15 protein-coding genes are annotated in these 22,485 nt (G+C 68.9%); 13 read left to right on the forward strand and 2 right to left on the reverse strand.

The features are described 5' to 3' along the window. The 12 genes from ACGFMK_RS04775 (at position 1) to ACGFMK_RS04830 (ending at position 19,696) form a co-directional block, all read left to right on the forward strand. Positions 1-837, forward strand: a complete 837-nt coding sequence (locus ACGFMK_RS04775; protein WP_003060266.1) for an ABC transporter permease — start codon at positions 1-3, stop codon at positions 835-837. Further along, positions 834-2,159: an MCE family protein gene (locus ACGFMK_RS04780; protein WP_392758436.1), complete on the forward strand. Its 1,326-nt coding sequence runs from the start codon at positions 834-836 to the stop codon at positions 2,157-2,159. Before ACGFMK_RS04775 ends, ACGFMK_RS04780 begins: the two co-directional genes overlap by 4 nt. Next, positions 2,156-3,184 (forward strand): MCE family protein, encoded by a 1,029-nt coding sequence (locus tag ACGFMK_RS04785; protein WP_392758438.1) that lies wholly within the window; start codon positions 2,156-2,158, stop codon positions 3,182-3,184. The genes ACGFMK_RS04780 and ACGFMK_RS04785 overlap by 4 nt, the downstream gene beginning before the upstream one ends. Beyond that, entirely contained in the window at positions 3,181-4,167 is a 987-nt protein-coding gene (locus ACGFMK_RS04790; protein ID WP_392758439.1) for an MCE family protein, read from the forward strand. The genes ACGFMK_RS04785 and ACGFMK_RS04790 overlap by 4 nt, the downstream gene beginning before the upstream one ends. Further along, positions 4,164-5,348, forward strand: coding sequence for an MCE family protein (locus tag ACGFMK_RS04795; RefSeq protein ID WP_392758440.1), 1,185 nt, complete (start codon positions 4,164-4,166; stop codon positions 5,346-5,348). Before ACGFMK_RS04790 ends, ACGFMK_RS04795 begins: the two co-directional genes overlap by 4 nt. Beyond that, complete coding sequence (locus tag ACGFMK_RS04800; RefSeq protein ID WP_392758441.1) at positions 5,345-6,532, forward strand: MCE family protein; 1,188 nt, start codon at positions 5,345-5,347, stop codon at positions 6,530-6,532. The genes ACGFMK_RS04795 and ACGFMK_RS04800 overlap by 4 nt, the downstream gene beginning before the upstream one ends. Beyond that, the gene (locus tag ACGFMK_RS04805; RefSeq protein ID WP_392758443.1) at positions 6,532-7,797 is read left to right on the forward strand and encodes an MCE family protein; all 1,266 of its coding nucleotides are present in this window, start codon (positions 6,532-6,534) and stop codon (positions 7,795-7,797) included. Before ACGFMK_RS04800 ends, ACGFMK_RS04805 begins: the two co-directional genes overlap by 1 nt. Before the next feature lie 36 nt (positions 7,798-7,833). Beyond that, entirely contained in the window at positions 7,834-8,430 is a 597-nt protein-coding gene (locus tag ACGFMK_RS04810; RefSeq protein WP_392758444.1) for a hypothetical protein, read from the forward strand. An 85-nt stretch (positions 8,431-8,515) separates the two neighbouring features. After that, positions 8,516-9,547 (forward strand): hypothetical protein, encoded by a 1,032-nt coding sequence (locus tag ACGFMK_RS04815; RefSeq protein ID WP_392758627.1) that lies wholly within the window; start codon positions 8,516-8,518, stop codon positions 9,545-9,547. Positions 9,548-9,623: 76 nt separating this feature from the next. Further along, positions 9,624-10,484, forward strand: a complete 861-nt coding sequence (locus ACGFMK_RS04820) for an ADP-ribosylglycohydrolase family protein (protein ID WP_392758446.1) — start codon at positions 9,624-9,626, stop codon at positions 10,482-10,484. Between the two features lie 1,703 nt (positions 10,485-12,187). Then, a complete protein-coding gene (locus ACGFMK_RS04825) occupies positions 12,188-15,688 on the forward strand; it encodes a DNA-directed RNA polymerase subunit beta (protein ID WP_392758448.1) in 3,501 nt (1,166 codons plus the stop codon). A gap of 96 nt (positions 15,689-15,784) precedes the next feature. Beyond that, positions 15,785-19,696, forward strand: coding sequence for a DNA-directed RNA polymerase subunit beta' (locus ACGFMK_RS04830; RefSeq protein WP_323329502.1), 3,912 nt, complete (start codon positions 15,785-15,787; stop codon positions 19,694-19,696). A 199-nt stretch (positions 19,697-19,895) separates the two neighbouring features. Here ACGFMK_RS04830 and ACGFMK_RS04835 read toward each other — a convergent pair whose 3' ends face one another. Further along, positions 19,896-20,066 (reverse strand): hypothetical protein, encoded by a 171-nt coding sequence (locus ACGFMK_RS04835; protein WP_392758450.1) that lies wholly within the window; start codon positions 20,064-20,066, stop codon positions 19,896-19,898. Between ACGFMK_RS04835 and ACGFMK_RS04840 the strand changes: the two genes are divergently transcribed. Beyond that, the gene (locus ACGFMK_RS04840) at positions 20,056-21,615 is read left to right on the forward strand and encodes a hypothetical protein (protein ID WP_392758452.1); all 1,560 of its coding nucleotides are present in this window, start codon (positions 20,056-20,058) and stop codon (positions 21,613-21,615) included. The genes ACGFMK_RS04835 and ACGFMK_RS04840 overlap by 11 nt on opposite strands. 51 nt (positions 21,616-21,666) lie before the next feature. Here the strand turns inward: ACGFMK_RS04840 and ACGFMK_RS04845 are convergent, their stop codons facing one another. Then, on the reverse strand, positions 21,667-22,452 hold the full coding sequence (locus tag ACGFMK_RS04845) for a M15 family metallopeptidase (protein ID WP_392758454.1): 786 nt from the start codon (positions 22,450-22,452) through the stop codon (positions 21,667-21,669). Between the last annotated feature and the right edge of the window lie 33 nt (positions 22,453-22,485).

Here is a 22,485-nt window from a genome sequence, read left to right on the forward strand (position 1 = left end):
ATGACGTTCCTCCAGGGCGCGAAACGCGTCGCCAACCGACCGTTGCAGACACTGGACACCCTCGGTGACCAGATGTCGTTCTACGGCCGCGCGCTGCTGTGGACGCCGCGGACGCTGCGCCGCTACACCAAGGAAGTCCTGCGGCTGCTGGCCGAGGTGAGCTTCGGCTCCGGCTCGCTGGCGGTCATCGGCGGCACGGTCGGGGTCATGGTCGGCCTGACGCTGTTCACCGGTGTCCTCGTCGGCCTCCAGGGCTACTCGGCGCTGAACTCGATCGGGACGTCGGCCTTCACCGGCTTCCTGACGGCGTTCTTCAACACCCGCGAGATCGCGCCGCTGGTCGCGGGGCTCGCGCTGAGCGCCACGGTCGGCGCCGGCTTCACCGCGCAGCTCGGCGCGATGCGGATCTCCGAGGAGATCGACGCGCTCGAGGTGATGGGCGTGCCGAGCCTGCCGTACCTGGTGACGACCCGGATCATCGCCGGGTTCGTCGCGGTCATCCCGCTCTACATCATCGGCCTGCTGAGCTCGTACCTCGCGTCGAGACTGGTCGTGATCTACATCTACAACCAGTCAGCGGGTACCTACGACCATTACTTCGACCTCTTCCTACCGCCGCAGGACGTGCTCTATTCGTTCATCAAGGTGCTGCTCTTCAGCGTCCTGATCATCCTGTCGCACTGCTACTTCGGGTACCGGGCCACCGGTGGCCCGGCCGGCGTCGGCGTCGCGGTCGGCAAGGCGGTCCGGCTCTCGATCGTCACGGTCTCGATCATGAACTTCTTCATCGGGTTCGCCATCTGGGGAACCGACGTCACGGTAAGGATCGCGGGATGACCACGTTGCGACGCAGGCTGCTGGGCCTGCTGCTGGTCGCCGTGATGGTCGGCGGCGTGGCGCTCTCCATCGCGCTCTACGACAAGGCGTTCACCAAGTTCGTCACGGTGAAGCTGCAGGCCGACAAGATCGGCAACCAGCTGATCCAGCAGTCCGACGTCAAGGTCCGCGGCCTGATCGTCGGCTCGGTGAAGGACATCTCGGCCACCGCCGACGGCGCGGAGCTGACGCTCGCGCTGAACCCGGAGTCGGCGAAGCTGATCCCGGAGAACGTCTCGGCGCGGTTCCTGCCGAAGACGCTCTTCGGTGAGCGCTTCGTCTCGCTGGAGATCCCGGCCAAGCCGTCGTCGAAGACGCTGACGAACGGCGACGTGATCCCGCAGGACCGGACGTCGAGCGCGATCGAGCTGGAGCAGGCGTTCGCGCACCTGATGCCGGTGCTGCAGGCGGTCCAGCCGCAGAAGCTGTCGGCGACGCTCACCGCGATCTCGACCGCGCTGTCCGGCCGCGGCGACCAGCTCGGCGACACGCTGACGCAGCTGGGCAGCTACATCGGCGAGCTGAACCCGCACGAGCCGGAGCTGCAGCACAACCTCAAGGCGCTGGCGGAGTTCTCCGACCACCTCAAGGACTCGGCCCCGGACCTGGTGCAGAGCCTCGACAACCTGAGCACGACCACCCGCACCGTGGTCGACCAGCAGCAGAACCTGTCGAGCCTCTACGGCACCTTGACCCAGGCGTCGGTGGACCTGCAGACGTTCCTGCAGAACAACAAGGACAACATCATCTCCCTCGCCTCCACCGCCCGGCCGACGGCCGAGCTGCTGGCGAAGTACGCGCCGGAGTACCCCTGCGTGATCTCCCAGATGGCCAAGAACGTCCCGCTGATCGACCAGGCGCTGGGCAAGGGCACCAACCAGCCCGGCCTGCACGCGACCATCGAGGTCGTCGTGCCGCGCGCGCCGTACCAAGCGGGCAAGGAAGAGCCGCGGTTCGACGACAAGCGCGGCCCGCGCTGCTACGACTCGGACAAACTGCCGAACCCGTTCCCCTCGGAGCCGCCGGACGGCGCCTTCAAGGACGGCACGATCCACCAGACCGCGCCGAAGACCGTCGGTGAAGGACTCAACCCGGCCAACTTCAAGGCCGACGCCACCGGCGGCAACGGGTCCGGCGGAAACCTGGCCTACTCGACGGCGGAGCAGGGCTTCCTGGCCGACCTGCTGGGCCCGCAGCTCGGCATGAACGCCGCGGACGTCCCCAGCTGGAGCGCGCTGCTCGTCGGCCCGCTGTACCGGGGCGCGGAGGTGACGGTCAAGTGAGGGGATTGCTCGCGCCGCTGATCAAGCTCGGCATCTTCGTGGTGGTCACCGTGCTGTTCACGACGATCCTCGGGATCAGCATCGCCAACATCAACACGACCAGCACCAACGCCTACAAGGCGCGCTTCACCGACGCGACGCTCCTGCTGCCCAACGACGACGTCCGCATCGCCGGTGTCCGGGTCGGGCAGGTCAAGGACGTCAAGATCGTCGACAAGCGCCAGGCCGAGGTCGAGTTCGAGGTCGACGCCGGACGGCAGCTGCCCGCCGGGGTGACCGCGCAGATCAAGTTCCGCAACCTGGTCGGCCAGCGGTACGTCTCCCTTGGCGAGGGCGACGACACCTCCGGCAAGACGCTCGGCCCCGGTGGCACCATCCCGCTGGAGCGGACGCAGCCGGCGCTGGACCTGACCGAGCTGTTCAACGGCTTCAAGCCGCTGTTCACCGCGCTCAACCCGGACGACGTCAACAAGCTGTCCTACGAGGTCATCCAGGTCCTGCAGGGCGAGGGCGGCACCGTGGAGAGCCTGCTGTCGCACACCGCGTCGCTGGCCACCACGATCGCCGACAAGGACCAGGTCATCGGCCAGGTCATCGACAACCTCAACTCGGTGCTCGACACGGTCAACGCGCACACCCCGCAGCTCAACGACCTGATCGTGAAGCTGCAGCAGCTGGTGTCCGGGCTGGCCGCGGACCGCAAGCCGATCGGCGACGCGATCGAGAGCCTCGGCAACCTGGCCCAGACGACCTCCGGCCTGCTCGGCGAGGTCCGCGAGCCGCTGAAGAACGACATCAGCGCGCTGGGCACGCTCACCGACAAGCTCAACAAGAACCAGCCGGAGCTGGAGCACTTCATCCAGTTCCTGCCGGAGAAGGTCAGCACGCTGACCCGCACCGCGGACTACGGCTCCTGGTTCAACTTCTACGCCTGCGAGTTCTCCGGGAGCGTCAGCTTGCCGCCACTGATCAACGACGTCGCGATCCCGCTGATCCCGGTCAACCGGGAGAGGTGCACGGGATGAAGTCCTTCCAGAAGCGCAACCCCGTCCCGATCGCGCTCGTCGGCATCGCCGTCCTCGCGCTGGCCTTCGTCGCCGCGCTGAACTCCGACGACCTGCCGGTGATCGGCGGCGGCACGACCTACACCGCCGAGTTCAGCGAGGCCTCCGGGCTGCAGACCGACAACGACGTCCGGATCGCCGGCGTCAAGGTCGGCAAGGTCAGCGACATCAAGCTCGACGGCGCGTCGGTCAAGGTGTCGTTCAAGGTCAAGGACGCCTGGCTGGGCGACCGGACCAGCGCCGCGATCAAGATCAAGACGCTGCTTGGGCAGAAGTACCTGTCGCTGGACCCGCAGGGTGAGGGCGCGCTCAACCCGGGCACCGGGATCCCGCGCGACCGCACGATGGCCCCCTACGACGTGCTCGACGCCTTCCGCGGGCTGTCCCAGACGGTCGACAACATCGACACCAAGCAGCTGGCGCAGAGCTTCGACACCATCTCGCAGACCTTCGCCAACACGCCGCAGGACGTGAAGGGCGCGCTGTCCGGGCTGTCGAAGCTGTCCGACACGATCGCCTCGCGCGACACCCAGCTGTCCAACCTGCTGGCCAACACCCGCGAGGTGTCGCAGACGCTGGTCGACCGCGACGCCGAGGTGCAGAAGCTGCTCACCGACGGCAACGCGCTGCTCGGCGAGCTGGCCAAGCGCGAGGACGCGATCACGTCGCTGCTGAACGGCTCCCGCGAGCTGGCCACGCAGCTGCAGGGCCTGATCGACGACAACGGCAAGCAGCTGGACCCGGTGCTCACCCAGCTCGACCAGCTGACCTCGATGCTGCAGCGCAACCAGGACGCGCTGGGCCAGGGCATCGCGAAGTTCGCGCCGTTCATCCGCGTCTTCACCAACACCATCGGCAACGGGCGCTGGTTCGACAACTACATCTGCGGCCTGGTCCTGCCGTCGTTCGGTCCGCTGAATGAAGAGGGGTGCTACACGAAATGAGTGACACCCGCTTCGGCCAGTCCCTGACCCGGGCCTTCACCATCGCGATCGTCCTCGCGCTCGTCGTCGCCGGCGGGATCTGGTGGACCCTCAAGGACGCCGGCCGCAACCACCTGACCGCGTACTTCGCCGGCGCCGTCGGCCTGTACGAGGGCAACAGCGTGCGGATGCTCGGCGTCGACATGGGCACGGTCACCAAGATCCAGCCCATGGGCAACCAGGTGAAGGTCGAGTTCGAGTACGACCGCTCGGTCGCCGTCCCGGCCGACGCGAAGGCGCTGATCGTCGCGCCGTCGCTGGTTTCGGACCGCTACGTCCAGCTGGCCCCGGCCTACACCGGCGGCCCGCGGATCGCCGACGGCGCCACCATCGGCCTCGACCGCACCGAGGTGCCCCTCGAGGTCGACCAGCTCGCGTCCAGCCTGGCCCGGGTCAGCGAGACCCTCGGCCCGAACGGTGCCAACAAGAACGGGTCGCTGTCGAACCTGCTGAACACCGCGGCGGCCAACGTCGACGGCAACGGCCAGGCCCTGCACGACACGATCACCAAGCTCGGCCAGGCCGCGGGCACGCTCGCCGGCAACAAGGACGACCTGTTCTCCACGGTCGAGAACCTCGGCAAGTTCTCGCAGACGCTGGCCGACTCCGACAGCCAGGTCCGGAACTTCGAAGGCCAGCTCGCCGACGTCAGCGGCTACCTGGCGTCCGAAAAGGACAACCTGGCCGCGACCGTGCAGCAGCTGGGCACCACGCTCACCTCGGTGCAGGCGTTCATCGACCAGAACCACGACCGGCTCAAGTCCAATGTGGACAAGCTGGCCGGGATCACCAACGTGCTCGTCGACCAGCGCAGCTCGCTGGCCGAGATCCTCGACGTCGCGCCGGTCGGCCTGAGCAACCTGGTCAACACCTACAACGGCGCGGCCGGCACGCTCGACGCCCGGCCGAACCTCAACGAGCTCACCCAGCCGCCGCTGGTGATGATCTGCCGGCTGCTCAAGCAGGTCGGCAGCAAGGGCATCCCGGACGTGCTCGGCAACGCCTGCGAGAGCATCGCCGGCGTGGTCGACAAGGTGATCCCGCTGCCGTCCGTGGCGCAGACCCTGCAGGCCCTGCAGTCCGGTCAGCTGCCGCCCTTGCCGCTGCCCATCGCCGGGCAGGTCTACGGAGGTGGCCAGTGAGGAAGCTGCTGACCGTCGGAGCGCTGGTGACGGCGTCCGCGCTGGTGCTCACCGGCTGCTCGTTCAAGGGCATCTACGACCTGCCGCTACCCGGCGGCGCCGACCTCGGCGACCACCCGTACACGGTGAACGTCGAGTTCCGGGACGTCCTCGACCTCACGCCGAAGGCGGGCGTGAAGGTCAACGAGGTGCCGGTCGGGCAGGTCGAGAACGTCGGCCTCACCAAGGACGGCTGGCACGCGCTGGTGACGCTCAAGGTCAACGGTGACGTCAAGCTGCCGGCCAACGCGCTGGCCAACGTGAAGCAGTCCAGCCTGCTCGGCGAGAAGTACGTCGAGCTGGCCTCGCCCGGTGACGACCAGGCCCAGGGCAAGCTCGCCGACAACGCGACGATCCCGCTGGCCCGGACGAACCGCAGCGTCGAGGTCGAGGAGCTGCTGGGCGCGCTGTCCCTGCTGCTCAACGGCGGTGGGGTCGACCAGCTCAACACCATCACCAAGGAGCTCAACAACGCCACGTCGGGCCGCGAGCCGGACATCAAGGCGCTGCTGGACAACGCGAACCTGCTGGTCACCAACCTGGACAACCAGTCGAAGAACATCACCCGGGCCATCGACGGGCTGAACCGCCTGTCCTCGACGCTCAACGACCAGAAGGACAAGCTGGTCGGCGCGGTCGACAACCTCGGGCCCGGCCTCGGCGTGCTCGAGTCGCAGCGCGGCCAGCTGGTCACCATGCTGAACGCGCTGGACAACCTCTCCGGGGTGGCCACCGAGACGGTGAACGCGTCGCAGAAGGACCTCGTCGCCGACCTGAAGGCGCTGACGCCGACGCTGCAGAAGCTCGGCGAGGCGGGCAACGACCTGCCGAAGGCACTGCAGATCCTGCTGACGTTCCCGTTCAGCGACCAGGCCGTCAACGGCGTCAAGGGCGACTACTTCAACCTCTACGCCAAGGTCGACCTGAACCTGCAGACCATCGTCAGCAACCTGGGCAACAGCCGCCAGAACATCCTGAACGGCCAGCTTCCGCTCCCAGGCCTGACCGGTGGCGTCCAGGGCACGCCGTCCAACCAGCCGCCGCCGCTGCCCATCCCGGGTGAAAGCGGTCAGACGGGACAACCCGGGAAGTCGCAGTCCGGCCTGTCCGGGCTCTTCGGTCTCCTGTCGGGAGGTGCCGGCTGATGCTGGTGCGCAGGACGAGGATCCAGCTGGTCGCGTTCGCGGTCATTTCGATCGTCGCGATCGTGTACGCCCTGATCCGGTTCGCCGGGCTCGGCACGGTGTTCGGCAACAGCGGGTACACGGTGAAGCTCGAGCTCAACGAGTCGGGCGGCATCTTCACCAACGCCGAGGTCACCTACCGCGGCTACAACGTCGGCCGGGTGGGGGAGCTGCGGCTCACCCAGACCGGCTTGGAAGCCGACCTCAACATCGACCCGTCGGCACCGCAGGTCCCCGCGGACCTCGACGCCGTCGTCGCCAACCGCTCGGCCGTCGGCGAGCAGTACGTCGACCTGCGGCCCAAGGCCGACAAGGGCCCGTACCTCGCGGCCGGCTCGGTCATCCCGGCGAACAAGACGACCACCCCGGTCAGCACCGACCGGCTGATCGGCGACCTCGACTCGCTCGCGGCGTCGGTTCCGGTCGACTCGCTGCGCACGGTCGTCGACGAGTCCTACGACGCGTTCCGCGGCACCGGCGGCGACCTGCAGAAGCTGCTCGACACCGCGCGCAGCTTCACCACGACGGCGCAGCAGTACCTGCCGCAGACCATCCAGCTGCTCGACGCCGGCGGCCAGGTGCTCGACACGCAGAACGACGAGGCGGCGAACTTCGCGTCGTTCAGCAAGAGCCTCAACGAGCTCACCGGCACGCTGAAGAACTCCGACGGCGACCTGCGCAAGCTCATCGGCATCACGCCGCAGGTGGCGTCGCAGATCAGCCAGGTGCTGAGCGAGTCCGGCCCGGGCCTCGGCGCCCTGACGGCGAACCTGCTGACCACGGCCAACCTGACCGTGACCCGGCTGGACGGCATCGAGCAGGGCCTGGTGACGTACCCGGCGCTGGCCGGCGCGGCCAGCAGCGTGGCGCCCGGTGACGGCACCGCGCACCTCGGGCTGGTGCTCAACCTGTTCAACCCGCCGGCCTGCACCAAGGGCTACATCCCGTACCAGCAGTACCGGACCGGGGCTGACCTTTCGGCGAAGCCGGCCAAGGAAGACGCGTACTGTGCCGAACCGAAGGGCAGCCCGATCAACGTGCGCGGCGCGCAGAACGCGCCGTACAACGGCGTGCCGGTCGCCCCGAGCAACGGTGAAGTCGCGGCGAACGCGAACCGGCCGGCGGAGGAGCTGGCCGAGGAGCGGGACACCCGCGGCGTGCCGGGCATCGTCGGCAGCCCCGGCGTCAGCCTGAACAGCCTGGGTTCGCTGCTCGGACTCGCCTGACGTGGATTTGATGACCGTTACCTACCCTGGAGTGTTATGAGTGCGGACGAGCAGGCCGCCGTCGCGGTGGCGGAGCCCGAAGAGGAGTCGTCGGGTGCCACGAAGGCGCCGTCGAACGAGTCGTCTTCGCGGATCCTCGTGCTCGGTGCCGCGGCGCTGGCGCTGGCCGCGCTGATCGCCGCGATCCTGTTCGGCGTGCTGTGGTGGGTGGCGGCGAACGACGACAACGCCGATCTGGCGGCGTCGCGCGAGGCCGTGGTCAAGGCGGGCACCAACGCGCTGAAGGCCTACACCGAGGTCGACTACCAGGATCTCGACGGCTTCTTCGCCCGGCAGAAGTCCGTCTCGGACGCCACGATGTCGCAGCAGATCGACCAGTCGGCGCCGACGTTCCGCAAGGCGCTCTCCGACGCCAAGACGAAGGTCACCACCGACGTCCAGGACATCGCCGTCGAGGAGCTCGACGACCACGAAGGCAAGGCCAGCTTCCTCGCCGCGATCGCCACGACCGTCACCCAGGGGGACAAGAGCAGCGCGAAGCCGCTGCGCCTCGAGGTGTCGATGACCCGCGTGGGCGACGAATGGAAGCTGTCCGGCATCGACAGCGTCCCCCTCGTCGCGGCCGGCCAGTAGAGCGTCACCCAGAAGGAGCTTCGTAGTGCCCCCCTCCCGCCGCCAGCCGCCTCGCAGCAGCACCCCGCCGCCGCGCCGCCCCCGCGTGGCCGGCCTGCGCCGGCCGGCCACGGACGAGTCGCCCGCCGAGCGGACCGGCCAGATTCCCGCCGTGCCGCCGGCCGAGACGCCCTCCGAGACCTCCACGACCGCCGCCGAGACCCGCAAGCCGCGGCCCCGGCCGGCGCCGCGCCCGATGCCGCGTCCGGTGGCCCCGGTCGCGAAGCCGCGGGCCGAGGAGCCGTTCGAGCCGGCCAGCGGGCGCATCGACACGGCGTCCGCCGAGGACACCGCGGTGTTCGCCGCGGTCGGCACCGAAGAGGCCGAGAAGGTCGACGCGCTGACGGGTGAGCCGGAAGCCCCCGAGGCTTCCGCGGAAGCTCCGGCCCGCCCGGCGCCGCGGCGGAAGAAGCGCGACACCGGGATCGCGAAGCCGACCGAGGTCGAGGAGGTCCCGGCGGCGGCCGACGACGAGCCGGAGCGCCCCGCGGGCGCCCGGACGCAGCGGCCGTACCTCGTGGCGGGCGCGCTGGTGCTCGTCGCGATCCTGCTCGGTGGCCTGGCGTTCTGGTTCCACACCAAGGAGAGCGCGATCTCGAACGCGACCAGCAACACCGCGCTGCTGGACGTCGCGAAGACCGCGCAGGTCAAGGACGCCGTGTCGAAGGCGGCCGAGTCGCTGTTCTCCTACGACTTCAACAACATCAAGAAGACCGAGGACGCGGCGAACGACCTGCTCGCCAACGACGACGTCCGGAACAAGTACAACTCGCTGATGGGCGAGGTGAAGCGGCTCGCGCCGGCGCAGAAGATGGTCGTCACGTGCAAGGTCACCCGCGCCGCGGTGATCATGCTGAACGACGACCTGGCGAAGGTGATGGTCTTCGTCGACCAGACCTCGACCCGCACGGACACCAAGAAGACGACCGCGGGCACCGCCCAGCTCCACCTGAACGCCCAGCTCCAGGGCGACAAGTGGAAGATCACGGACATGGACACCTACAACGCGCCCAAGGTCCCGGCGGCGACGCAGGCCCCTTCGTCGCCGGCTCCCGCTTCGCCGTCCCCGTCCAAGTAAGCCGCCGGGCGACGCTCGGTGCCGCTCGTCGATCTCGGCGGTCAGCGGGCGGTGGCCCCGCCGCTACGGTGGGCCGATGGGATTAGAACAGGCGTACGCCAGTCTCGTCGGCCTCGCCGTCGGTGACGCCTTCGGCGCGCAGATCCTCGAGCCCGGCGAGCACCCGGACGTCCTCGGCAGACAGCTGCCGGCCGCGCCGTGGAACTGGACCGACGACACCGAGATGGCGTGTTCGATCGTGGCCGTCCTGCAGCAGCACGGCCACGTCGACCAGGACGCGCTCGCCGGCGAGTTCGCCACCCGCCTCGACTCCGCCCGCGGTTACGGCCCGGGCGCGGAGTGGCGCCTGAACCAGATCCGGAACGGGCGGCCGTGGCAGGAGGTCAGCGAGAAGGACGGCCACGGCTCCTGGGGCAACGGCGGCGCGATGCGCGTCGCCCCGCTGGGCGCGTGGTTCGGCGACGACCTGCCGCAGGCGCTGCGCCAGGCGGAGCTGTCCGCCGTGGTCACGCACTCGCACCTCGAAGGCATCGCGGGCACGGTGGCCGTCGCGGCGGCGGCCGCGCTGCGGGCCGCGTCCCCCGGGCTCGCCGGGGCGGACCTGCTGGACGGCGTGATCCCGCTCGTCCCGCCCGGCCGCGTCCGCGACGGCATCACCTGGTCCTTGAAGTTCTCGGACGCGCGTGACGTCGCGGCCAAGCTCGGGACGGGCCGCGAGATGGCCGCACACGACACGGTCCCGCTGGCCCTGTGGATCGCTGCCCGCTTCGCGGACAGCTTCACCGAGGCCCTGTGGACGGTGGCCAGGTTCGCCGAAGACGTGGACACGGTGGGCGCCATCGTGGGCGGCGTCCTCGCCGCGGACGGGTCCGAGGTCCCGGAGGAGTGGCGAGCGGCTTGTGAGCCGCTGCCGGTTTGGGTGGCTGGACCGGCCTGAGGGGCGCTTGGGTCTGGCTTGAGGGGCTCGAGCGGAGCACCCGCCCGAGCCCGCGTTCCTTGGGCGCGGCCACGCCCCGGCGGCGGTTCGGAGTGACTGCGAGCTGCGGGTGGCTGGCCAGATCGACCTGAGGGGCCTTCGCCTGGCGTGTGAGCTGCGGATGGTTCGCTGGATCGGCCTGAGGAGGCTTTCGCCCGGCTGGCGAGCCGCAGGCGGCTTGCCGGATCGGTCTGAGGGGCCTTCGCCCGGCTGGCGAGCCGCAGGCGGCTCACCGGATCGGTGTGAGGGGCCCTCGTCTGGCGTGTGAGCTGCGGATGGTTCGCCGGATCGGCCTTAGGGGGCTTTCGTCCGGCTTGCGAGCCGCAGGCGGCTGGTCGGTTCGGCCCGGGAGCGCCCACGCCCGGCGTGTGAGCTGCGCGTGGCTGGCCAGATCGACCTGAGGGGCCTTCGTCCGGCATGCGAGCCGAAGGCGGCTGGCCAGATGGGACTGAGGGGGCCTTCGCCTGGCGTATGAGCTGCGGGTGGCGGGTCGATCCGGGCCCGGGCGTGCCCACACCCGGCGTGTGAGCTGGGTGTGGCTGGCCCGGCCTGAGGTGCCTTCGCCCGGCATGCGAGCCGAAGGCGGCTCGCCGGATCGACCTGAGGGGCCTTCGCCCGGCCGGCGAGCCCGCAGACGGCTCGCCGGATCGGCCTGAGGGGCCTTCGCCCGGCAGGCGAGCCGCGGGTGGCTCGCCGAACCGGCTTGAGGAGGCTTCGCCCCAGTGCGAGCCGCGGACGGCTCGTCGCGGCGTTCTGAAGGGCCTGCGCCCGGCGTGCGACCCCGTGGGCGGCTCGCCGGATCGGTCCGAGGGGCCCGCGCCGAGGCGTGCGAGCGGTGGACGGGGCTCCCCGAATCGGCCCGAGGCGCCCGGGCCCGCGGTGCCGCCGTGGGCGTCCGACCGGACCGGCGAGCCGCTCCGGGTCACGATCCGGTCGGCATCGAGCGGCCCGGCGTGCTCCCGGGGGCACCCGCGCGGTGTTCCGAAGCGACCACGAGCCGCCCTTCGTCCGCGCCGCGGCCCCTGAGGGCGCCGTAGCGCCTCCGCCGGACCGAGGGCGTCGAACCGGACCAGTGAGCCCTCAGCAGCCCCGGGACGGACGGGGCGCCTGGTGCGGGTGTGACATCACCCGCGCCGGCCCCGGAGCGGTTACCGAACTCCCCGCGACACGCCGCCAACGGAGGAACCCGAGGCCGTCCGAAGTGGCCTGGAGCACAGGCCGCACGTCCGAAGAACCGGGTAAATCCGCAGGTCCAGACGCAGTGGTGGCGCTACTGGCCGGTAACTGGGAGGATATTCGGCCGCTCACGCTCCGCAGACCTACTTCCACGCTGCGCCAACCGGCGGGACCCCCGTGTGGCATCTTGACTCTCGCGCCCGGTGGGTTCACGCTTACTCCCGAACGGCGAAACCGGGAGCCCTTGCGGGAGGGACCACCGGCTCGCCTGGAGGCATACCTGAAGACGTCGCGAAGCAGGCTGGGCCCCATCGGGAGCGCCCCCTGGACAGACCGCGCCGTTCGGGCTAGACTGCTTCTTTGCGCTGCCCTCTTTCAGGCTGCCCGGAGCCGGTAGTTAGGATAGTGGGCACACGGCACCCTTGACAGTCGCTGATAGCTGTTGCTATGGCGGCCGTCACCGCTCATTGTCCCCGGAAGGACGCATCTTGGCAGTCTCTCCCGCGAACCAGGCCACTGCTGCGACCACCTCGGCTGAATCTCGCTCGGAGTCCACGGGAATCCCCGGCGCGCCCAAGCGGGTTTCCTTCGCAAAGATTCGCGAACCGCTCAACACCCCCAACCTGCTCGACGTCCAGATCCAGTCGTTCCAGTGGTTCACCGGGGACGAAGCGTGGTTCGAACGCCGTGTCGAAGAAGGTGAAGAAAACCCGGTCGGCGGCCTCGAAGAGGTCCTCAACGAGATCTCCCCGATCGAGGACTTCTCCGGATCGATGTCCCTGTCCTTCTCCGCTCCGCGCTTCGACGAGGTCAAGGCCTCGATCGAGGAGTGCAAGGACAAGGACATGACGTACGCGGCCCCGCTGTTCGTCACGGCGGAGTTCGTCAACAACAACACGGGCGAGATCAAGAGCCAGACGGTCTTCCTGGGCGACTTCCCGGTCATGACCGACAAGGGCACGTTCATCATCAACGGCACCGAGCGTGTCGTCGTGTCCCAGCTGGTCCGCTCGCCGGGTGTCTACTACTCGAAGGACGTCGACAAGACGACCGACAAGGACGTCTTCAGCGTCCGTGTGATCCCGAGCCGCGGCGCGTGGCTCGAGTTCGACGTCGACAAGCGCGACACCGTCGGCGTCCGGATCGACCGCAAGCGCCGCCAGCCGGTCACCGTGCTGCTGAAGGCGCTGGGCTGGACCACCGAGGCGATCCGCGAGCGCTTCTCCTTCTCGGAGACGCTGCTGGCGACCCTCGAGAAGGACCACACCGCCGGCACCGACGAGGCCCTGCTCGACATCTACCGCAAGCTGCGCCCGGGCGAGCCGCCCACGAAGGAGAGCGCGCAGACCCTGCTGGAGAACCTGTTCTTCAAGGCGAAGCGCTACGACCTGGCGAAGGTCGGCCGGTACAAGGTCAACAAGAAGCTGGGCCTGACCACGCCGTACGACACCGGGACGCTGACCGAAGAGGACATCGTCACCACCATCGAGTACCTGGTCCGGCTGCACGCCGGCGAGGACAAGATGAACGAGGGCGACCTCGAGGTGCCGGTCGAGACGGACGACATCGACCACTTCGGCAACCGCCGCCTGCGCACCGTCGGCGAGCTGATCCAGAACCAGATCCGGGTCGGCCTGTCGCGCACCGAGCGAGTCGTGCGTGAGCGCATGACCACGCAGGACGTCGAGGCGATCACCCCGCAGACCCTGATCAACATCCGCCCGATCGGCGCGGCGATCAAGGAGTTCTTCGGCACCTCGCAGCTGTCGCAGTTCATGGACCAGAACAACCCGCTGTCGGGCCTGACGCACAAGCGTCGTCTGTCCGCTCTCGGCCCGGGTGGTCTGTCCCGTGAGCGCGCCGGCATGGAGGTCCGGGACGTCCACCCGTCGCACTACGGCCGGATGTGCCCGATCGAGACGCCGGAAGGCCCGAACATCGGCCTGATCGGCTCGCTCTGCTCCTACGCGCGGGTCAACCCGTTCGGCTTCATCGAGACGCCGTACCGCAAGGTCGTCGAGGGCCGGGTCACCGACCAGGTCGACTACCTGACCGCGGACGAAGAGGACCGGTACGTCAAGGCCCAGGCCAACGCGCCGATCTCGGACGACGGTACCTTCGTCGAAGACCGGGTCATGGCCCGCCGCAAGGGTGGCGAGGTCGAGCTGATCGATCCGCTCGACATCGACTACATGGACGTCTCGCCGCGGCAGATGGTCTCGGTCGCGACGGCGATGATCCCGTTCCTCGAGCACGACGACGCGAACCGCGCCCTGATGGGTGCGAACATGCAGCGCCAGGCCGTGCCGCTGCTCCGCAACCAGGCGCCGTACGTCGGCACCGGGGTGGAGCTGCGCGCCGCGGTCGACGCCGGTGACGTGCTCGTCGCCGAGCAGTCCGGTGTCGTCGAGGAGCTCTCGGCGGACCTGATCACGATCATGCACGACGACGGCACGCGGAAGAGCTACGGACTGTACAAGTTCCGCCGCTCGAACCACGGCACCTGCTTCAACCACCGCCCGATCGTCAACGAGGGCGACCGGGTCGAGCAGGGTCAGGTCATCGCCGACGGCCCGTCCACCGAGAACGGTGAGATGGCGCTCGGCAAGAACCTGCTCGTCGCGGTCATGCCGTGGGAGGGCCACAACTACGAGGACGCGATCATCCTCTCGGAGCGCCTGGTGCAGGACGACGTGCTCACGTCGATCCACATCGAGGAGCACGAGATCGACGCCCGCGACACGAAGCTGGGCGCTGAGGAGATCACCCGGGACATCCCGAACGTCTCCGAGGAGGTCCTGGCCGACCTCGACGAGCGCGGCATCATCCGGATCGGTGCCGAGGTCCGCGACGGCGACATCCTCGTCGGCAAGGTCACGCCCAAGGGCGAGACCGAGCTGACGCCGGAAGAGCGCCTGCTCCGCGCGATCTTCGGGGAGAAGGCCCGCGAAGTCCGCGACACCTCGCTGAAGGTGCCGCACGGCGAGACCGGCAAGGTCATCGGCATCCGCGTGTTCTCGCGCGAGGACGACGACGAGCTGCCCCCGGGCGTCAACGAGCTGGTCCGCGTCTACGTGGCCCAGAAGCGCAAGATCCAGCCGGGCGACAAGCTCGCCGGCCGGCACGGGAACAAGGGCGTCATCGGCAAGATCCTGCCGGTCGAGGACATGCCGTTCATGGAGGACGGCACGCCCGTCGACATCATCCTGAACACCCACGGTGTGCCGCGACGGATGAACATCGGCCAGATCCTCGAGCTGCACCTGGGCTGGCTGGCCTCGCAGGGCTGGACGATCGAAGGCGAACCGGACTGGGCGAAGAACCTGTCCCAGGAGCTCTACGACGTCGCGCCCGGCACGAACACCGCGACCCCGGTGTTCGACGGCGCGAAGGAAGAGGAGCTCACCGGGCTGCTCGGGGCGACCAAGCCCAACCGCGACGGCGAGCGCATGGTCAAGGAGAACGGCAAGGCGACGCTGCTGGACGGCCGCTCCGGCGAGCCGTACCCGTACCCCGTCGCGGTCGGCTACATGTACATCCTGAAGCTCCACCACCTGGTCGACGACAAGATCCACGCTCGCTCCACCGGCCCGTACTCGATGATCACGCAGCAGCCGCTGGGTGGTAAGGCGCAGTTCGGTGGCCAGCGCTTCGGTGAGATGGAGTGCTGGGCGATGCAGGCGTACGGCGCTGCCTACACGCTGCAGGAGCTGCTGACGATCAAGTCGGACGACGTGGTCGGCCGCGTCAAGGTGTACGAGGCCATCGTCAAGGGGGAGAACATCCCCGAGCCGGGCATCCCGGAGTCGTTCAAGGTGCTCCTCAAGGAGCTCCAGTCGCTGTGCCTGAACGTCGAGGTGCTCTCCAGCGACGGTGCGGCCATCGAGATGCGCGACTCCGACGACGAGGACCTCGAGCGCGCTGCCGCGAACCTCGGCATCAACCTGTCCCGCAACGAGTCGCCCTCGGTGGACGACGTCGTGCACTGATCGCGAGCTGAGCGAGGGAGGACCGGCCTCCCGCAGGTCCTCCCTCGCTCGCCCGCCAACCCCCTCTAGCCGAAACAACCCCAAGGGGATCTAGACGTGCTGGACGTCAACTTCTTCGATGAGCTCCGCATCGGTCTCGCCACGGCTGACGACATCCGTCAGTGGTCGTACGGCGAGGTCAAGAAGCCGGAGACCATCAACTACCGGACGCTCAAGCCCGAGAAGGACGGCCTCTTCTGCGAGAAGATCTTCGGTCCGACCCGGGACTGGGAGTGCTACTGCGGCAAGTACAAGCGCGTCCGCTTCAAGGGCATCATCTGTGAGCGCTGCGGCGTCGAGGTGACCCGCGCCAAGGTGCGCCGTGAGCGGATGGGCCACATCGAGCTGGCCGCGCCGGTGACCCACATCTGGTACTTCAAGGGTGTTCCGTCCCGCCTGGGCTACCTGCTCGACCTGGCGCCGAAGGACCTCGAGAAGATCATCTACTTCGCTGCTTACGTCATCACGGGCGTGAACACGGAGCTGCGCCACAACGACCTGCCGACCCTCGAGAACGAGATCGGCGTCGAGCGCAAGAACCTCGAAACCAAGCGTGACGCGGACATCGAGACCCGCGCGCAGAAGCTGGAAGCCGACCTGGCCGAGCTGGAGGCGGAGGGCGCCAAGTCCGACGTCCGCCGCAAGGTCAAGGAGGGCGGCGAGCGCGAGATGCGCCAGCTGCGTGACCGTGCCGGTCGCGAGCTGGACCGCCTCGAGGAGGTCTGGACGACCTTCACGAAGCTCGACACCCGTCAGCTGATCGCCGACGAGCTGCTCTACCGCGAGCTCGTCGACCGCTACGGCGAGTACTTCACCGGCGGCATGGGCGCGGAGGCCATCCAGAAGCTGGCCGCCGAGTTCGACGTCGCGGCCGAAGCCGACAACCTGCGCGACACCATCCGCAACGGCAAGGGGCAGAAGAAGCTCCGCGCGCTGAAGCGGCTCAAGGTCGTCGCGGCCTTCCAGGCGACCGGCAACGACCCGCGCGGCATGGTGCTCGACGCCGTCCCGGTCATCCCGCCGGACCTGCGCCCGATGGTGCAGCTCGACGGTGGCCGGTTCGCGACGTCGGACCTGAACGACCTGTACCGCCGCGTGATCAACCGCAACAACCGCCTCAAGCGGCTGATCGACCTCGGCGCGCCCGAGATCATCGTCAACAACGAGAAGCGGATGCTGCAGGAGGCCGTCGACGCGCTGTTCGACAACGGCCGCCGCGGGCGTCCGGTCACCGGCCCGGGCAACCGGCCGCTGAAGTCGCTGTCCGACCTCCTCAAGGGCAAGCAGGGCCGGTTCCGCCAGAACCTGCTCGGCAAGCGTGTCGACTACTCGGGCCGTTCGGTCATCATCGTCGGCCCGCAGCTGAAGCTGCACCAGTGCGGCCTGCCGAAGGACATGGCGCTCGAGCTGTTCAAGCCGTTCGTCATGAAGCGGCTGGTCGACCTGAACCACGCGCAGAACATCAAGTCCGCCAAGCGGATGGTGGAGCGCTCGCGGCCGCAGGTGTGGGACGTGCTCGAAGAGGTCATCACCGGTCACCCGGTGATGCTGAACCGCGCGCCGACCCTGCACCGCCTCGGCATCCAGGCCTTCGAGCCGCAGCTGGTCGAGGGCAAGGCCATCCAGCTGCACCCGCTGGTCTGCGAGGCGTTCAACGCGGACTTCGACGGTGACCAGATGGCGGTACACCTGCCGCTGTCGGCCGAGGCGCAGGCCGAGGCCCGGATCCTGATGCTGTCGGCGAACAACATCCTCTCGCCGGCGTCGGGCCGTCCGCTCGCCATGCCGCGTCTGGACATGGTGACGGGCCTGTTCCACCTGACCCGTCTCAACGAGAAGGCCGAAGGCGCGGGCGGCGCGTACTCCTCGCCGGCCGAGGCCATCATGGCCTTCGACCGCAAGGCGCTGGGCCTGCACGCCCCGATCAAGATCCGCGTGTCCGACCGTCAGCCGGCGAAGGCCGACGAGGCGCGGCTCGCGGAAAAGGGCTGGGAGCCGGGCAAGACCTGGCTGGCCGAGACGACCCTGGGCCGCGTGCTGTTCAACGAGCTGCTGCCGGCGGACTACCCGTTCATCAACGAGCCGATGCCGAAGAAGCGTCAGGCCGCGATCGTGAACGACCTCGCCGAGCGGTACTCGATGACCCAGGTCGCGCAGACCCTGGACCGGCTGAAGGACGCCGGTTTCTACTGGGCGACCCGGTCGGGCGTCACCGTCGCCATCTCGGACGTGCTCACCCCGGTGGGCAAGAAGGCCATCCTCGACGAGTACGAGGGCAAGGCCTCCCAGGTGGAGAAGCGCTACCAGCGTGGTCAGCTGTCGCACACCGAGCGCAACAACGAGCTCGTCAAGGTGTGGACGCAGGCCACCGAAGAGGTCCACAAGATCATGGAGACGGCGCTGCCGGACGACAACCCGATCGCCATGATCGTGAAGTCGGGCGCGGCGGGCAACATGACGCAGGTCCGGTCGCTGGCCGGCATGCGTGGCCTGGTGTCGAACCCGAAGGGTGAGTACATCCCGCGTCCGATCAAGGCCAACTTCCGTGAAGGCCTGTCGGTGGCGGAGTACTTCATCGCGACGCACGGTGCCCGCAAGGGCCTGGCGGACACGGCGCTGCGTACCGCCGACTCGGGTTACCTGACCCGTCGTCTGGTGGACGTCTCGCAGGACGTCATCGTCCGCGAGATCGACTGCGGCACGACCCGCGGCATCATGATGCCGATCGGCGAGGACATCGGCGACGGCAAGGTCCTGCGCGACCAGCACGTCGAGACCTCCGTGTACGCGCGGAACCTCGCGACGGACGCGGTGGACGCCAAGGGCAACGTCGTGCTGAACGCCGGTGACGACATCGGCGACCCGGCCCTCGACAAGCTGCTCTCCAGCGGCATCTCGAAGGTCAAGGTCCGCTCGGTGCTGACCTGCGAGTCGGCCGTCGGCATCTGCGCGACCTGCTACGGCCGCTCGATGGCGACCGGTCAGCTCGTCGACGTCGGCGAGGCCGTGGGTATCGTCGCGGCCCAGTCGATCGGTGAGCCGGGTACGCAGCTGACGATGCGTACGTTCCACCAGGGTGGTGTCGCCGGTGACGACATCACGACCGGTCTGCCCCGTGTCCAGGAGCTGTTCGAGGCCCGGGTCCCGAAGGGCAAGGCGCCGATCGCCGACGTCGATGGCCGCGTGCGCATCGAGGAGAGCGAGCGGTTCTGGAAGATCACGCTGATCCCGGACGACGGCGGCGAAGAGATCGTCTTCGACAAGCTGTCCAAGCGTCAGCGGCTCGCGAACACCCCGAACGGCCCGCTGGGCGACGGTGACCACGTCAACGTCGGGCAGCAGCTGCTCGAGGGCACCCCGGACCCGCACGAGGTCCTGCGCGTGATGGGCCCGCGTGAGGCGCAGATGCACCTCACCGACGAGGTCCAGAAGGTGTACCGGGCCCAGGGTGTGTCGATCCACGACAAGCACATCGAGGTCATCGTCCGGCAGATGCTGCGCCGGGTGACGGTCATCGACTCGGGTGGCACGGACTTCCTGCCGGGCGAGCTGCCCGAGCGGACCAAGTTCGAGGCACGCAACCGTTCGACGGTTTCCGAAGGCGGCGAGCCGGCTTCGGGTCGTCCGGTGCTGATGGGGATCACGAAGGCGTCGCTCACCACGGACTCGTGGCTGTCGGCGGCGTCGTTCCAGGAGACCACGCGCGTCCTGACCGACGCGGCCATCAACGGCCGCTCGGACCGGCTCGTGGGCCTCAAGGAGAACGTGATCATCGGTAAGCTGATCCCGGCCGGTACGGGCATCAACAAGTACCGCAACATCCAGGTGCAGCCGACGGAAGAGGCCCGGGTCGCGGCGTACGCGATCCCGTCCTACGACGACGGTTACTACACCCCGGACGTGTTCGGTACGGGTACCGGTGCCGCGGTGCCGCTGGACGACTACGACTTCGGCCGCGACTTCCGCTGACCGAGTCCCGCTCAACGGGAAAGGCCCTCGCCGGGTTTCCGGCGGGGGCCTTTCCCGTTTCCGAAATGTCACCTCCGCCTTTCCGAATCTCGCTAGAGTGGCCCGGTTCACGCGGTTCGGGGGCTTTGCGCGTTTCATCGGGTAATCAGGGGTGACTGTTCGTGAACAGAGTGAGTTCTATTGTGCGAAGAACGGCGATCTACGTCGCTGTACTCGCCACCGCGTCGGCGTTGACCGGTGTGTTCGCCGCACCGGCGGGAGCCGAGGAGCCGGATCCGGCGTCGACTTCCGTCGCGCCGTCCACATCGGAGGCACCGAGCAGTTCCACGGTGCCGGAGCCCAGCGCGCCGGAGTCCGCTGTGCCGTCCACCGCGCCGCGGTCCGATGCACCCGCTCAGGGTGAGCAGCCCGCGGCGCCGAAGGCAGCCGCGGAGCGCGCACAGGTCGACGTCTCGATCGCCTTCGACAAGGACCAGTACGGCACCGACGAGGATGTGCGGTTCACCGTCAAGCTGACGAACACCGGCGAGACGACCGCGACCGGCCTCACGGTCTACCAGATGATGATCGACACGACCGACCTGGCGGTGCCGAACGGCTGGGGTCCGCTTCAGAACCAGCCGGGTGTGACGCTTGAGCCCGGGAAGACGTTCGAACTGGCGCTCTCCGGGAAGGTCCGGGACCTCGAGGCGAACACCGCGGTCGTCCGCGGCATCGTGTTCGACGGGAGCGGGAACAGCGCCGGTCCGCAGTTCACCTTCAGCGTTCCGGTGACCAAGGTGGCCGGGCACGCGGCGGGCACCGTGTTCGGCGACAAGAACGGCAACGGTGCCCTCGACGGCGGCGAAGAGCTGGCCGGCATCGAGGTCACCCTGCGGTACGTCAACGGCACCGGCACGTACACCGCGACGAGCGGTGCCGACGGCAAGTTCACCTTCGACGTCCCGGCCGCGGACTACTACCTCGGCGGCGAAGTGGTCGGCGGCTGGCTGTTCCCATGGGACACCGTCCGGATCGGAGCGGACACGAAGGACCTGCTCGTCCGCGGCGCACCGCCGCTGAACGGCGCGCTCACGGCGTCGATGGCGTTCACCCAGGACAGCTACAAGGTAGGCGACCTGGCGCACGTCACCGTGACACTGTCCAACTCCGGCTCGACCCCGCTCACCGGCATCGTGGCCGAGTGCAACCGCGTCGGGAACGACTACATCCTGAAGGGCACCGGGCCCGGCTGGGGTGACCTGGTCCGGACGCGCGGGGTGACGCTCGCCGCCGGCGAGACCCGTTCGTTCGACGTCACGGAGACGGTGCCGAAGGCCGCGTACAGCCGCGGTTTCGTCGCTGCGGCCTGCGACTTCGGGTACTACGAAGTCGACATCGACAACCACGCGCAGGCCGACGACCGCGCCGTGGTGCCGGGCGCCAAGGCCGCGGTCGCCGGTGACGTCACCCACGGCGCCGGCGAGGGACTGGCCGGGGTCAAGGTGGTGCTGGTCTCCGACCAGCATTGCCCGGTCACCGGCGAGCAGACCACCGACGCGAAGGGGCACTTCGAATTCCACGACGTGGTGCCCGGACCCGAGTACCGGCTGTACCTCCTTCCGCCGACGGGCTGGAAGGTCCGGTACGAGAACCCGACCGCGATCGACGTCTGGGGAGACCAGGTTTCCCAGGTCGGGATCGACGTCGTGGAGGGCGACGCGCCGCTGCCGTCCGTGCCGGCCAACCCGGCGGACTGCGCACCCGGGGCGCCGACCACGACGACCGGCGCCGCGGGTGGTTCCGGTGGTGGTGAGAGCGGTGGCGGACTGGCCAGCACCGGTGTCGACGCGCTCGGGCTCGGCGCGCTGGCGCTGACCGCGCTGGCGCTCGGCGGTGGCCTGGTGATCGGCGCCCGCCGTCGCCGTCACTCGGCCTGATCGAACCGAGAGGGCGCCCCCGGTCCACTGTGGACCGGGGGCGCTTTCCGTCTAGCGGAGACTGCGGTGGCTCACCGGGAAGTCGAAGTAGGTGTCCGGGAACGGCTCGTTGTCGAGCGTGTAGTGCCACCACTCCTCGGGCAGGTTGTGGAAGCCGGCGGCGATCATGGCGGTCCGCAGCAGGTCGCGGTTCTGCCGCGCGACACCGGTGATCGCCGGGTTGTCGGTGTGGGCGAGCGGGTCGAAGCAGTCGTAGCCGGTGCCCATGTCGACCATGTTGTCGGGGAAGCGCTGGTTCTGCGGGTTGAAACAGGGCCGGAGCGGCTCTCCCGGGAAGTACGGCCGCTGGGGCCGCGGCGGGATCCGGACGATCGTGAGGTCCATGGTGCTGCCGCGGCTGTGCCCGGACTTCTCGGCGATGTAGCCGTCCTCGAAGAGCCGGTCCTTGGCGACGTTCGGGTAGAACTCGGCCTTCATCTTCTCGTCGGCGAGGTCCTTCGCCCACCGCACGAAGTGGTCGACGGCGCGCTGCGGCCGGTAGCAGTCGTAGACCTTGAGGGTGTAACCCTGCTTCCGCAGCTGCGCCTGGACCGTGCGGAGGCCGTCGGCGGCCTGCCGCGTCAGGATGCAGGTGGGCTCGAGGTACCCGTCGACGCGGGCGCCGACGAAGTTGTGCCGGGTGGCGTAGCGGATGTCCTGCAGGATCGAGGGCGCGACGTCGGACAGCGCGACGAACGAGCGGGTCGGGGTGGTCGCCTCGGCCGGTGCGGGGACGGCGAAGGCGGTCAGGGCGGCGAGGGTGACGGCGAGGGTGCGTATCCGGGTGGAAATCGGCATACCGCACGTCTAGCAGGAAATCGGCTCGCGATC

The organism is Amycolatopsis sp. NPDC049252, from assembly GCF_043197175.1.
GTDB lineage: Bacteria > Actinomycetota > Actinomycetes > Mycobacteriales > Pseudonocardiaceae > Amycolatopsis.

Coding starts and splice junctions, on each gene's coding strand:
- ACGFMK_RS04795 (WP_392758440.1), top strand. CDS start 4,164: ATGAGTGACACCCGCTTCGGCCAGTCCCTGACCCGGGCCTTCACCATC.
- ACGFMK_RS04845 (WP_392758454.1), bottom strand. CDS start 22,452: ATGCCGATTTCCACCCGGATACGCACCCTCGCCGTCACCCTCGCCGCC.
- ACGFMK_RS04810 (WP_392758444.1), top strand. CDS start 7,834: ATGAGTGCGGACGAGCAGGCCGCCGTCGCGGTGGCGGAGCCCGAAGAG.
- ACGFMK_RS04805 (WP_392758443.1), top strand. CDS start 6,532: ATGCTGGTGCGCAGGACGAGGATCCAGCTGGTCGCGTTCGCGGTCATT.
- ACGFMK_RS04780 (WP_392758436.1), top strand. CDS start 834: ATGACCACGTTGCGACGCAGGCTGCTGGGCCTGCTGCTGGTCGCCGTG.
- ACGFMK_RS04790 (WP_392758439.1), top strand. CDS start 3,181: ATGAAGTCCTTCCAGAAGCGCAACCCCGTCCCGATCGCGCTCGTCGGC.
- ACGFMK_RS04775 (WP_003060266.1), top strand. CDS start 1: ATGACGTTCCTCCAGGGCGCGAAACGCGTCGCCAACCGACCGTTGCAG.
- ACGFMK_RS04820 (WP_392758446.1), top strand. CDS start 9,624: ATGGGATTAGAACAGGCGTACGCCAGTCTCGTCGGCCTCGCCGTCGGT.